Source organism: Streptomyces sp. SGAir0957, assembly GCF_043523415.1.
Genome location: NZ_CP027291.1, coordinates 124107 through 137712, shown reverse-complemented (window position 1 = coordinate 137712; position 13606 = coordinate 124107). Strand labels below are relative to the sequence as shown.

The window sequence follows — 13606 nt, the reverse complement described above, 5'->3', positions numbered from 1 at the left end:
GCGGCACGTGGCACCGTCCGGTGGACGACGGACAACGAGCCTCCCTGCACCGGGAGCATGCGAGGACAGCCGGATGGATGAAGACGCCAAGTACCCGTCGAACGTAGTGCGATTCCGGCCACGCGAGGGTGCTCCCCTCCCCGTATTTCCGAGCGGCATCACGCACTGGCCGTTGCGGTTACGCCAGCACCCGGCGACGGGCCCCAACGGCCGCCCGTACTTCTTGCTGCTCATCCGCATGGAGGTGCCCTCCGGGCGGTTCCGCGAGGACACCGTGCTCGTCGAAGATCACGCGCCCCGCGCACACATCTCCAACAGCATGACCTTCGGGCGCATCCACTCGCGCCTCCAAGAGCCCCACGGCGGGCAGCCCTGCGGATACGCCGGTGGACACACCTGCCCCATTAGCCGCGAAGAAGCCCGCCTGTACCGGCAGTTCGCCACCGAGGACGGTCCCCGCGACGGCCTCGGCGAGGTGAGGGTCACCGTGCGGGTGGAGGATCGCTCGGGCAGGGCGGTGCTGGACCTGCAGCGCACGTTTCCCGAGTGCAACCTGCTGCGCGACGTTCGCTCGCTGCTGCCGCTGATCCCAGTTGGCCCTTTTGGCGGCCCAGCATGATCCGACCTGGCGCCGCTGTTCCATGGCCACGGGACAAGGAAGGCAACCTGACGGGGCTGGGGCTGGAGCAACCTCCGCCCTCGGCTCGTCCGGCCAGCCTGTGCCGGTGGTCGCACAATGGTTCGACGCCCCCTGGGACGAGGCCGCCGGCGACTCGACGCCCACGTCCGGATGAAGACCGACATCGTTACGCGTGTCGCCACGGGGCCCCGGCCTCCGCCACATCTGCGAAGGATTCCTGGTCAAGGGACGTGGCGTTGGTATCCGCCCGCCTGTTCACGCAGGTCGGCAGGAGCACGACGTATCCGGACGCCGGCGGCTCCTGGCCGCGTTGCACGGCGCCACCGGCCAGTTGGCCACAGCTTCTGCCGGATCGCAGCCTCCGTCTTCCCGAGAAAGGGATGTCCACGTGCCGTCCTCTCCGCCGTCGCTGATGGGTGTGTTCGCGCACCCGGACGACGAATCGCTGCTCGCCGGCGGCGTCCTCGCCCAGCATCACGCCGCTGGCGCCCGCACCGCTGTCGTCACGGCGACCTGGGCGCCAGACAGCCGTCGGGCACCCGAACTCGCCGACGCGCTTGCCGTCCTCGGCGCCGGCGCCCCGCGGCTGCTGGGCTACGGCGACGCCCGCAACCCTGAAGCAGCACCGGGACAACCTCGCCTCGTCGACGCGCCGCTTGATGGCGCCGTCAGCCGACTCGTCGCCCACATCCGTGACTTCAAGCCCGACATCGTCGTAACCCACGACGCGGTCGGACAGCTGACCGGCCACCCCGACCACGTACGCACTCACCAGATCACCCTGCTCGCCGCCGAAGCCGCCGGACTCGCCCACCTGCATCCCGAAGCGGGCCCGCCCTGGCAGCCGGCCGCGCTGTACGCCGCCACGCACCCCGAGTCCGGCGTCGGCCTGCTCCGCCCGCTGCTCGAAGGGGTGGGAAAGGAGGTACTTGCGGTGCCGGACTCGTACGTGACCACCAGCGTCGACGTCACCCCGTGGGCCGATGTGAAGTGGGCAGCGATCCTCGCGCACCGCGGCGAGGTCGCCCGTGAGCGACCCCTGCCCGGCATCCTCGCCCGTCTCTCCGAAGCAGACCGCGCCGAGATCATCCGGACCGAACACTTCACCCGCCTCGCCCCCGGCCCCGCGAAGGGCGACCCCGCCCAGCTGACTCCCTGACCCCCACCTCACCTTCGCCGCCCACGAGCGAGCCCCTGCTGATCGGAGAGAGATGACCACGACTTCCGCCTCCAACGAACCTCCCGGTGTGGCGATGAGCGATGAGGCGTACGGGGCGCTGCGCGCGTCGGCTGCCCTGTGGGCCGGAACCTCCGTGCTGATCACCAACCGGCGCGGTCAGGTCCTGGTCCAGCGCGTCAGCTACAGGGCCACGCGACTGCTTCCCGGCGGCGCCGTCGACAAGGGCGAATCCCCTGCCCAGGGAGCGGGCCGCGAGGTGGAAGAGGAGCTCGGCGTCGCGGCGACCGTTACCCGAGGGCTGGCCGTCGATTGGGTCTCCCCCGGCGGCCGGACAACGCCCCCGGCCATGAGATTCCCCGGCGAGCTCCTGCACGTCTTCGACGGCGGTGTCTGGGACGACGGACAGATCGCGTCGATCCGGCCCGCACCAGGCGAGATCGACGACATCGAGTTCGTCGAACCCGCCGACCTTCCCGCCCTGATGTCTCCCGGTGACGCTCGCCGCGCCCTGTCCGCTCTCCGCGCCCGCATCAACGGCGCCGGACCCGCCTTCCTGGAGGACGGGCTCCCGATCGCCCCCACCGTCCTCGACCGAGTCGGCGTCCTGCACACCGCCCGGGCCCGCCACCACCTCCCCTTCCACCCGCGACCTGTCCCCGACGGTCTCACCGTCCGCCAGTCCTGGGTCTGGGCCTTCGCCCCGGACGGACGGGTTCTCGTCCTCCTCGAACCCGACACCGGCGCAGCCTGCCTGCCCGGCGGCACTCCGGAACCCACGGACCACGCAGACCCCGAGGCCACGCTGATCCGTGAAGCCCGCGAGGAGGCCGCCGCCAAGCTCGCCAGCACCCAGTACATCGGGTACCTGTCCGACCCCCACGAACCGTGCTCCCGCGTCCGCTACGCCGCCACCCTCGCGAGGCTCGGTCCCGCCCCCGTTGATCCGGCGACCGGCCGTACCTACGTCCGGATCCTGGCAACACCCGAGCAGGCCCTGGACCTCTTCGACTGGGGACCACCGGCCTTCGACCAGCTCCAGGCGGTCCATGAGGCACGCGTCCTTCTCGGCATTCCTGAGGCCGCTCCCCAGCCCGTCACCGAGCTCAGCACCCCCATCACCTGGTAGCCCGGCACCGTCCGAGCTGCCCCGACGAATCGAGGAATCCATGCCCCGGCAGCGCTCCCCTCCCGATCACCTGTCCGATCGACGCCCGCTCAGAACCCCGGCCGCGGCCGACTGCGGCCGCGCCTGCCAGAAACAGACCGCCACGAACAGGAGGGGAATCGTGCATTCCACCCGCCCCATCGCTCACCCCATACCCGTCCACCGTCCGACCGTGACCGGGCCGCGCCGTGTGCCAGCCCTGCCCGGTCGCCGCGCCTGGAATGGGAGGACGGCATGACCGTGTTGCGCGTGGTCTCCTACAACACGCTCTTCGGCGGACGGGACGACGACGGCCTCGGCGACGACGCCCGCTGGCGGGCGGCCGCCCCGTTCCTCAAGTCGCTCGAGGCCGACCTGTACGCACTCCAGGAGTGCAATTTCTGGGAGCTGCTCGGCGGGCGCCGCATGCATCAGGCCCGCGCCGAACTCGGCATGAGCTCGGCGTACTTGGCGCAGGCGAATGCGACCACCGCCGGCCACCGGTTCCACACCGCCATGCTGTCCAACTCGCGCTGGGAGACCATCGGGCAGGGCGCCGAGCGGAACAAGTACCACCACGTTCTGGGCTGGATGAACAGCCGCGTCGATAGCGGCGATGCGGTCTGGAGTATCCGGAACCTCCACCTCGACCCGTTCTCTCCGGCGCACCGGGCCGCCGAGGTCGAACCGCTGCAGACCCTGGCCGCGCCGGGCCGGCTGTCGCTGGTGCTCGGCGACGCCAACACGCTCGGCCTCGGTCATGCGGAGCCGGACTGGAGCTCGCTTCCGCGCCACCTGCATCACACGCAGCTCGTGCGCACCGAGGACGGCCGGCTCGTGGCCGACCGTAGGGCGGCGAACGTGCTCGAGGACGCCGGGTTCGTCGACGCCGCCCACCACGTCGGAGACGCCCGTCCCACCGGCGGCTTCGGCAAGAACGATGTCGAGCGGCGTCAGGACCTGGTCCTGCTGAGCCCCGCCCTCGCTAAGGCCATCGTCGCGTACGAGGTGCACACCGAGCCCATCGAGCAGGGCTTCAGCGACCACTGCGCCGTCTCCCTCACCCTCGACTGCGACCGGATCGCCGGAGGTACCGCATGAGCACGCACCAGCTTCGGATCGGCACCTACAACATCCACGAGGCTGACGGCGACCTCGCCGCGCGGCAGATCGAGATGCTCGCCGCCCACGACCTCGACATCCTCAGCGTCCAGGAATGCGGCGGCACCGGGTGGCTGGACAGCGACGACCCCAACGTGTGGGAGGGCACCGGCCCCGTCCTGGAACGCTACGCCGAGGGTCTGGGTATGGAGGGCGTCGCGGCGCGCAGCCGCGCCGACCACCGCCACACCGCGCTGCTGTGGCGCCGGGGCCGCATCCGCCGCCGCTCCATCAACGACTACTCGCGTATCGCACACCGCACCTTCGCCCAGCACCGCCTGGACATCGACGGCATCGGCGACGTCAACGTGATGGCCGTGCACGCCCACCACGCCAACGGCGAGGTCCGCTACAGCGAGGCCAAGCACATGGCGCGCCTGGCCGCCGGGCCTGGGCGGGCCGTCCTGGCGGGCGACTTCAACTCGGTGCACGGGCGGCCCCTCGGCGGGCGGTGGGCGCACCTGGCCGAGCCGGACCTGGAGCCGGACATCGATCTGCTGCCCGACTTCATGCTCTCCTCGCAGGCCCTGTTCGACGCGGCCGGCGACCCGGTCCTCGACGACGAGGGGCGTCCGGTGTTCGACCGGCGTCCCAGCAAGGTCCTCCAGGTCGGCGGCTTCATCGACGTGGCCGCCGAACTGGTCCCCCCGCCGGAGCGGCAGCAGACCGGCGCGTTCCTGCACGCCGACGCTCCGCGGCGCCTGGACCGCGTCTACACCTACGGGCTGTCCCCGGTCGCGTTCGAGACCGTCGAGGACCGCAAGGCCGTCCTGTCCGACCACTACCTGGTCATCGCCACCGTCACCGTGCCGTGACCCACCCGCCCGTCAACTTCAGTCAGAGCAAGGAGCATTGAGATGCGCAGGTTCATGGGGCCCAAGCGGCTGTGGGGCAGTGACGACGGCCCCGACGAGGACTGGGTCAAGCCGCACGTCTTGTGGCTGCCGCAGAACGAGCCGCAGGTGATGACCTACTTCCGGCGGCTGCGCGAGATCGTCGAGCGCTATCCGGACGTCATCGCCCCGATCGCGGACGAGGACCTCCACCTGACGGTCCAGTCGGTCAAGCAGCACAACGAGGACGGCGTGCGCGTGGACGGCGAGCAGCTCGCGCGCGCCGCGGCCGCCGTGCAGCGCGAGCTCGAGGGCCTGGAGCCCTTCGACATCGAGATCGGGCCCGCACGGGCCTCCGGGTCGGCGGGGATCGTGGAGATCTGGCCCGAGACCGGCCCAGCCGACCTCAACCGGCGGGTCCGCGCCGGCCTACTCAGCACAGGTCTGGTCCTCCCGCCGCCAGAGGAGCACTTCTGGCCCCACATGTCCTGCGGGTATGGCGTGGAGGACGCCACGACGGCGGAGGCCGCCGCGCGGTCGGACGCCTTCGCCTCCGACATCGGCAAGGCGATCCGGCCGGCAATCCGCACCCGGGCCACCGTCTCCAGCGTGTGGCTGGTGTGGGAACGCCAGGTCCCCGAGCGCAACACCTACGTCTTCGAGCGCGTCCACGAACTGCACCTCGGCAAGGGCAACGCCCCGTCGTAGCCCTTGCGCGCGTCCCCAGTCCCCGTACGACGACGAAAGATATTTCCCATGCACATAGCAACCGGTGAGCTGTCCGGCGGAGGCCGCCCGTCCGAGGACCGCATCCTCGTCAACGCCGACGCCACCCTGGTGGTCGTCCTCGACGGCGTCTCCACCCTCACGGATGACACCCCCCGAGGCGGCTGGTACGCCCAGACGCTCGGCGAGGCGGTCATCGCCGTGCACGATCGAGCCCAGCACCTCGACCTGCGCGACACGCTCCACGTAGCCCTCGCCGAGGTGGCCGGCGAGCACGGCCTGGTCCCGGGCGCCTCCCCGGCGGCCACCGTGGCGATCGTGCGCCACCGACCCCACGACCACATGGTCGACGCGCTCGTCCTGTGCGACACGCCCGTGGTCGTCGAGCAGCGTGATGGCATCGAGGTGCTGCGCGACGAACGTCTCGAGACTCTCGTCCGGCTCTCCCCCGACCGGGCCGTCATGGCTGAGCAGCTGCACGGCGGCTGCGGGTTCGCCGCCCCCGAACACCGGCGGGTGGTACAGCAGCTGCGGGAACACCAGATGCAGCACATCAACCAGGACGGTGACCCGCTGGCGTACTGGGTGGCCGAGGCCACGCCGGCGGCCGCCCGCCACGCCGTGGTGCGCTCCTGGCCGGTCTCGGACATCACGCGCATGTGGGTGATGACGGACGGCGCCCTGGCCGGCGTCGAGTCCTACGGGCTCTGGTCCTGGGAGGCGCTCGGCGACGCGTGTACCGCGATCGGGCCCCAGCAGGTGGTCGAGGCCATCCACACCTACGAGCTCGACGACGACCCGGACGGCATCAAGCATGACCGTTACAAGGTCTCCGACGACAAGGCCCTGGCCTGCGTCAGCTTCGGCCCGGGTGACTGAGTAACCCCGCCCTGCCCCGGGGGCACGCCGTTGTGCGCGCCCCCGGGACGCGGGAGCGCCTCGAACCAGCTGAACACCCTCAGCGGAAGGAAACAAGATCATGAAGAGGTTCGTCCCGCACTTCCAGGGAGCGCCGTGGGCGGACGGGCAGCGGGTCCTGCACGTCTACCTGCTGCCCGACCTGGCGGTGGATCGCGAGCTCGACCGGCTCGCCGGCGCCTGTCACGCGGCCATGGAGCCGTACCCGATCGCGCTCCTGGAGAACGGGCGGCTGCACGCGACCGTGGAGATGGTCGCCGACACTACCGCGGACCGGATCTCGGCCGCCGAACGCGAGGACCTCGTCGAGGCGCTGCGCAAGCACCTCGACGACGTGACGCCGTTCCAGGTCACCGCAGGCTCGCCGATTGCCAACAAGGCCGGCGCCCTGCTGGACCTGTCCCCCGACGAGCCGCTGGTCGATCTCAAGGGGCACGTTCAGGACGCGCTCGTCGAGGCCCGCGGCCGGGGCGTGCTCCAGCACGACGGCGGCCGTCACCACATGTCCCTCGGCTACGCGTACGACACGGCCGACGGCGACCCGCTGCAGAGCGCGCTCCGCAAGATCACCCCAAGCCATGTCCCGTTCCACGTCACGCACGCGCACCTGCTGGAGGTCGCGTTCCACGAGCGCCCGCGCGAGGGCTGCCCGACGGCGTGGGAGATCTCCTGGGACCCGGTCGCCGCGATCCCCCTGGGCACCGCCTGATCCCCCAGCCCTGCCCTCCCCACCAGGGGGCGCGGCGCCTCCTGGCTCGCCTGTCCCACCCATAAAAGGAAGCCGATGTCGTCGTCAACACCGATATCTCCACAGCTCGTTGTCGGGGAGCATCCGTCTGATGCCCTGGACGAACTCGCCCCGCTGTGGAGCGAACTTCTGCACCACCACGTGGCCTGTGCTCCTCACCTCGGCAAGTTCGGCGAGGTCCGCTCGGCGTCCGAGTCCTGGCAGATCCGGCGGGCGCAGTACGAGGGCTGGCTGGAGGACCCCGACGCGACGGTCTTCACCGTCCGCGAGGAGGGCCGGCTCCTCGGCTACGCCTTCGCCCGGATCGTGGCGGCGGCCGGCTCGTGGAGGTTCGGCGACCGCGTCGGAGTTCTGGAGACCCTGGTGGTAGCCGCCGCAGCCCGCGGCCGCGGGCTGGGGCGACAGCTGCTCCAGGCGGTCGACGATCACTGCCGGGCCCGGGGCGCCACGTCCCTGCGGATCAGCGTGATCGACGGCAACGACGCCGGCTCCTTCTACGCCCGCTACAGCGCTGTTCCTTTCACCAACACCCTGCTGCTCCCCCTCCCCGTGCGCGGCACGGCGGTGCCGGCGCCCCGGCCGGCCGCGGCGGAGGGCGGCTCCGGGTCCTGGCAGGTGGTCGAGCACGTCACGGTCCCCAAGGGGGCTGCGAGCACGAACGAGGACGAACTCCTCATCACGGATGAGCTGGTGGCCGTGATCGACGGGGCCACGGACAAGAGCGGGCGGGACTACGGAGGGCTGACCGGCGGTGCGCGTGCCGCGCAGTGCGTCCGCGACACCCTGGCCCGCATGGCGCCCGGCACGACGCCCGGTGAAGCGGTGGAGCAGATCACGGCTGCGCTCGCCGAGCTGCGCGAGCAGTGGAACGTCCCGGCCGACGACCCGGTCGCGCCCAGCGCGGTCGCGGCCGTGGTGGTCCCGGCCCTTGGTCTCGTCTGGCGGGTGGGCGATGTCCACGTGGCGCTGCGGCGCGGAGAATCCTGGACGCGCCTGCCCGCAACGAAACGGATCGACGACGTCCTGGCCGGCAGCCGCGCCGCGTACACGCACTGCCTGCTCGCCGGCGGCCGTTCCGAGGACGAGATCGCGGAACACGACCCGGGCCGCGCGGTCATCCTGCCGATCCTGAAAGAGCAAGGACGGCTGGCCAACCGGCCGGGCCCATACGGCTACGGCGTCTTCGACGGCACCCCCGTGCCGGCCGACTTCGTGGAGATCATCCCCTTCGACAGCGACGTGAAGGAGGTCGTGCTGACCACCGACGGCTTCCTGTCGCCGGCGGCGACCCTGGCGGCCGCCGAGGACGAGCTGCGGGAAGCCATCAGCCAGGACCCCCAGCGCGTCGGCGTGAACCCCGGCACGAAGGGAATCAGGCCCGGCGCGGACAGCTTCGACGACCGGACCTACGCCCGCATCCGCCTCACGCCGGATCCCACCCGGACCAGACCCACCCCCGCGGCCGAGCCCGGCCTCGACGGCAGGCTCCTGGAGCGCCTTCACACACGGGCCGAGCGCGCCCTCAGCGAGGGGGCGTTCTCGCGCGCCGACGTGCTGTACGGACACGTCCTGACCGCCCTGAAGCAGTCCGGAGCCGCCGGGACCGCCCCGTACCTGGCAGCGCTGCACGGCCACGCCCTGGTCTGCTACGGCCAGGGACGGTGGGCCGAGGGCGAAGCCCGGCTGCGGGAGGTCCTGCGGGGCTGGGAGCAACTCGCGGGGCCCACGGCGGCCGAAACGGTCGGGGCGATGGCGCGGCTGGCCGAGGCCGTCGGTGAGCAGGGCCGGTGGGAGGAGGCTAAGACCCTGGCGCGCGATGCCGTCGAGCGTGCCAAGTCGGGGCTGCCCGCCACGCACGAGGAAGCCCTGGCCGCGCGGCTGGCCCTGGCCTGGGTGCTCCAGCGCACCGGGGCGGACACCGCGGAGGAGGTGCTGCGCGGGGTGTCCGAGGACCTGGACCGAGTGCTCGGAGGCCGACACCGCACCACCTTGGCCTCGCGGCACCTGCTGGTGCGCCTGCTCCGGGAACAGGAACGCTATGACGAAGCCCTCGACGTCGTCCGCGCCCTGGCCGCGGCCCGCGACGAGACCCTGGGCCCGGAGCACCCGCACACCCTGCGGGCACAGGCCGACCTCGCCGTGCTGCTGCACCGCTGCGGCCGACCGGAGGAGGCCGCCGACCTGGCGCGCCGAACCCTTGAGGCCAGCGCCCTGGTCACCACGCTTCTGAGCGCCGACCAGCACCACGACCAGCAGATCCGCGCGACGGTCGCGGAGATCACCATCAGCGGCTGACCGCACCCCTCCCCCTTGCCACACCACCTATGAGGAAAGGACGTTCGTGGATCTGCATCCCGCGACCCGTCTCATCGGCGACCGCCCGCCCACGCTGGAAGAACTGAACGAGCGGCTGCACGCGGTAGCCGCCGCGCACCCGCAGTCGTGCCGCCTTCAGACCATCGGCCGCTCCCGGGCAGGTCGGCCGGTGGACCTGCTCACCGTCCACGGCGGGCCCGTCGACGTGCTCCTCCTCGGCGCCCCGCACCCGGACGAGCCCTTCGGCCTGGCCACCATCGAGGCCCTCGCCTCGTACGTGGCCACACACGCCGAGACCCGCGAGACCTTCACCTGGCACTTCGTGCCGTGCACCGACCCCGACGGAACCGCACTCAACGAGCCCTGGTGGGCGGCGTGGCCGCCGACCATGGAGTCCTACCACCGCGGGCTCTACCGGCCAGCCGGGGCAGACCAGCCCGAATGGACGTTCCCCACCGAGCACTTCACCGCCCCGCTCCCCGAGACGCGAGCCATGATGACGGTCATCGACACCGTCCGGCCCCGCCTGCTCGTCTCCCTGCACAACGGCAACTGGGACCACTGCCACTACATGATCACCCCAGGCGAGCAGCAGCTGGTGGACGTGCTCGCCACAGCAGCCGACCGCGGCGGACTGCCCATCGCCACCGCGCCGAGCGACTGCGCGGGCTTGGAGAGCCCCGGAAACGGCGTGTTCGTCCTTCATCCCCCGCAGCCGGCACCGCCCGATGCCAAATGGGAACCCACCGGCATGAGCAGCGCCCACTACGCTGCCCGGCACGGCGGGTTGGGTATCTTCCCCGAGGTGCCGATGTGGCGCACCCGCCCGCTCACCCTGCCCGCCGAGGAGAGCATCGCCGTCCTGGACCACGCCCGTACGGTCGTGAGCGAGGCGCTGTCCCGGACCCTGGCGGCAGACGACGGCCGGGAGAGCATCTTCGCCACAGCCGCACGCGACCAGGTCGCGATCATGGCGTGGATGATCGGGCAGGTACAGCAGCACCCCGCCCTGGCCGCGAACCAGCCGCTCACGCTGACGGTGCCGCTGCGCGCCGCCGGCATGCTGCTGCGCCATCTCCAAACCCGCTGCGCCGACCAGCCCGGGAACCGCGCCCTGCACGCCGAACACGACGCGCTGGAAGCCGAGTTCGTTACGTGGTGCCGCCGGGCTCAGACCGTGCTGCAACCGGAGCCGGTGCCCGTCGCCCAGGCCGTGACCTACCAGATCACCACGGTCCTCGCCGCAGCAGATCTGGTGGCGCGGCGCGGCGCGCGGCCGCCAGTGCGTACCGACGAAGACCTCGGCGTCAGCAGATAAGGCCGATCCCCTGCTCTGCTCCCCCAACTCCTGGCATGGGAGGACAGACCGGCCTGAGAAGGACAACGATGAACGACACCCCGACGACGCTCCTGCTCGGCAAGCGGTACCGGGTGGACTTGGATGGGGTCCAAGTTCACCCGGACGCGGCCGAGCCGCGCAGCACTCGCGGCCTGGACACGCTCAGCGGCCATCAGGTGCAGGTCACCCGCATCGCGCTCCCTGAGACCCTCAGCGCGGACCCGGCGGCGTACGGCGTATCCGACTCCCCGACCGGGATGCCGTCGACGGAACGGAACGTGCAGAACGCCGTTGCCGCAGTCCGGGCCCTGACCCGCTTGCCTGATCACCCTCGTCTCACCCAGGTCTTCGACGTGGTGGTCCAAGGCGAGGCGCTGTGGATCATTAGTGAGCGCGTCGCTGTTCGCCCACGGTCGGAACTCTTCGGCAGACGGCCGCCCACGCCCCTTCGGGCCGCAGAGATTGCGCGCGAGGTCCTCAGCGCGCTCCGGCACCTGCACTCCCTCGGCTGGCTCCACGGCAACATCACCGCCAGCACGCTGCTCATCTGCGGCAACGGCAGCGTTGTCCTCGACGGCCTCGCCCAGAGCGTCGCCGAGGAGGCGCTGTCCGGATTCCCGCCCCGCCTGCTTCCGTACGACCGGAAAGACGAGACCATCCGGCGCACGCCCGGTGAGCCCGAGAGGCACTCGGTACCCGACCGGCACGACTCGCCGTCGTTGTCCCCGGGCTTCTTGCCGGCACGCAGCTCCGGCGGGTGGGATGCCCTGCAAGCCGACGCGCAGCGCCAGACAGCCGCCAGCCCCCGGCCGGACCGTGCCGGCTCGTCCGGCGCCCCGCATCCATCTCGCCCGGAAGCTCCCCGAGATGCGGAGGACGACATACCCGTCGCGCCGCTCACCCCGCTCGAGGCCCGCCGGGCACGGGACGCGCGGATGGTGCGCATCGGCGCGGTGGTCGAGAGGTGGGCACCCGAACAGGCCGCGCCGGTCCCCGACGGAACGTGGCGGCTCGCACCGCCGGTCGGGCCGGCCGCGGATCTATGGGCCCTGGGCGCCCTGCTGTTCCGCGTGCTCCAGGGGCATCCGCCGTATCCGGAAGAGGATGCCGCCGCGCTCGTGGCCATGGTGTGCGCGGAGCCGCCCGCCTTCGCCGAGGCGAGCGGCGAACTGCGCCCCGTGATCGAGTGCCTGCTGCGCGCGGACCCCGAACGGCGGCCGTCCCTCGCCGAGACCGACAGCTGGCTGGTCTCCCTGCTGCGCGACGCCCGTGAACCCACGCCGCTCCCCGACGATCCGGACGTTGAACTGCCCGAGCCATCACGCCGCCTGCCGGTGCTGCGCTTCCGCGGCCACCTCGTACGCCGTCGGCCCGCTGGGCAGCCAGCCGTACGACAGGGGCGGCACCGTCGTACCCGCGCGACCTCGCGCCGACGCGGACGCACTCTCCTTGTGGCCGCGCTCCCCATGGCCCTGGGCGTCACGGCCTACGCAGCTCTCGCGCTGACGCGCACCGGGCCGGCGGACACTCCGCACGACGCGGCCTCGCCCTCGCCGACCGCCGCGCCCGGGGACAACCGCCCTTCGACGACAAGACCGACCTCGCCCCAGCCGACGACCGGTCCGGGCCGCCACGATCCGACCGGCTTCCAGATCGACATCGGCGGCGGCTGGAAGCGCCACGCGGAGCCCGATCGATCCCGCGTCCAGTTCACCCGCGACGGCCTCAGCCTGACCGTCGTACCTGGCCGCGACAACTCCAGCGAGCATCCGGATCCACTCGACTATCAGCAGAACGAGCCAGAGCTCGCGTCGTACCGGGCGGACCCCGACGGCACCGCCGACCACGTGCGACGCATCGACATCGGAGCAGACCAGTCGCTGGCCGAAGGCCGGTACTCCTACACCAGCAACGACGGCACACCGCTGTACGCCCGCAACCAGGCCGCCGTTCTCGCCAGCCACTACCACGTGCTCTTCGTCCAGGGGCCGGCCGACGAGCGCGGACGCGTCGACGAGATATTCGACCGGGCTGTTAGGACCTACCGGCCCGACTCGCCGACGAGGTCACGGTGAGGCGCTGCTGAGGGACTTGATCATGGCCCGGTTGATGGCGTGGTCGCGTCCGGGGACGTAGGGCGGGCACGGTACGTATCCGGTGCGATGGTAGAGGGCCAGGGCGGCGGTGTTGCGGCGCCCGGTCTCCAGCATGATCCGCATGACTCCGCGGTTGACAGCGTGTTGCTCGAGGTGCTCGAGGAGATGCCGGCCGATGCCGTGGCCACGGGCGTCGCCGGCGACATACATCCGCTTGATCTCTGCGGTGTGCTCGTCGAGGAGGCGCACTCCTGCGCAGCCGACCGGGTCGTCACCGATGCGGGCGATGAGGAACAGGCCGTGGGGAGGATCGAAGTCGGCTTCGGGAGTCATGCCCGGGTCGTCGGCAAATCCGTACAGACCGAGTTGCTCGGCGCGCAGGGCCTGGGTAAGACGGCGGGCATCCGGGTGGTCGTAGGGCATGACGCTGACGGAGGGCGTCAGGTGATTCGCGGCCCGATCGTCGGTGGCGGTGGGCGTGGACGTCATGGAGCCGATAGTGCCC

At 71.5% G+C, this 13606-nt stretch carries 12 protein-coding genes; 11 read left to right on the top strand and 1 reads right to left on the bottom strand.

The genetic code is table 11. From position 1 onward, the window contains the following. Positions 1-73 precede the first annotated feature (73 nt). From C1N81_RS03140 to C1N81_RS03090, 11 genes are all read left to right on the top strand, one after another. Positions 74-619 (top strand): hypothetical protein, encoded by a 546-nt coding sequence (locus C1N81_RS03140; protein ID WP_394426492.1) that lies wholly within the window; start codon positions 74-76, stop codon positions 617-619. 433 nt (positions 620-1052) lie between these two features. Next, on the top strand, positions 1053-1799 hold the full coding sequence (locus tag C1N81_RS03135; RefSeq protein ID WP_394426856.1) for a PIG-L deacetylase family protein: 747 nt from the start codon (positions 1053-1055) through the stop codon (positions 1797-1799). A gap of 52 nt (positions 1800-1851) precedes the next feature. Beyond that, positions 1852-2946 carry an NUDIX hydrolase gene (locus tag C1N81_RS03130; RefSeq protein ID WP_394426490.1) on the top strand — a complete coding sequence of 365 codons (1095 nt, stop codon included), beginning with the start codon at positions 1852-1854 and terminating at the stop codon, positions 2944-2946. 273 nt (positions 2947-3219) lie between these two features. Next, complete coding sequence (locus C1N81_RS03125; RefSeq protein WP_394426488.1) at positions 3220-4065, top strand: hypothetical protein; 846 nt, start codon at positions 3220-3222, stop codon at positions 4063-4065. Then, a complete protein-coding gene (locus C1N81_RS03120; RefSeq protein ID WP_394426486.1) occupies positions 4062-4940 on the top strand; it encodes an endonuclease/exonuclease/phosphatase family protein in 879 nt (292 codons plus the stop codon). The genes C1N81_RS03125 and C1N81_RS03120 overlap by 4 nt, the downstream gene beginning before the upstream one ends. A 42-nt stretch (positions 4941-4982) precedes the next feature. Then, on the top strand, positions 4983-5666 hold the full coding sequence (locus tag C1N81_RS03115; RefSeq protein WP_394426484.1) for a 2'-5' RNA ligase family protein: 684 nt from the start codon (positions 4983-4985) through the stop codon (positions 5664-5666). 48 nt (positions 5667-5714) lie between these two features. Further along, positions 5715-6563 (top strand): hypothetical protein, encoded by an 849-nt coding sequence (locus C1N81_RS03110; RefSeq protein ID WP_394426482.1) that lies wholly within the window; start codon positions 5715-5717, stop codon positions 6561-6563. A gap of 100 nt (positions 6564-6663) precedes the next feature. Continuing rightward, a complete protein-coding gene (locus C1N81_RS03105; RefSeq protein WP_394426480.1) occupies positions 6664-7311 on the top strand; it encodes a 2'-5' RNA ligase family protein in 648 nt (215 codons plus the stop codon). A 75-nt stretch (positions 7312-7386) separates the two neighbouring features. After that, entirely contained in the window at positions 7387-9645 is a 2259-nt protein-coding gene (locus C1N81_RS03100) for a GNAT family N-acetyltransferase (protein ID WP_394426478.1), read from the top strand. Positions 9646-9691: 46 nt separating this feature from the next. Next, on the top strand, positions 9692-10984 hold the full coding sequence (locus tag C1N81_RS03095; RefSeq protein ID WP_394426476.1) for a M14 family zinc carboxypeptidase: 1293 nt from the start codon (positions 9692-9694) through the stop codon (positions 10982-10984). Between the two features lie 68 nt (positions 10985-11052). Continuing rightward, positions 11053-13080, top strand: a complete 2028-nt coding sequence (locus C1N81_RS03090; protein ID WP_394426474.1) for a protein kinase family protein — start codon at positions 11053-11055, stop codon at positions 13078-13080. Here the strand turns inward: C1N81_RS03090 and C1N81_RS03085 are convergent. Continuing rightward, the gene (locus tag C1N81_RS03085) at positions 13072-13590 is read right to left on the bottom strand and encodes a GNAT family N-acetyltransferase (RefSeq protein WP_394426472.1); all 519 of its coding nucleotides are present in this window, start codon (positions 13588-13590) and stop codon (positions 13072-13074) included. The genes C1N81_RS03090 and C1N81_RS03085 overlap by 9 nt on opposite strands. Between the last annotated feature and the right edge of the window lie 16 nt (positions 13591-13606).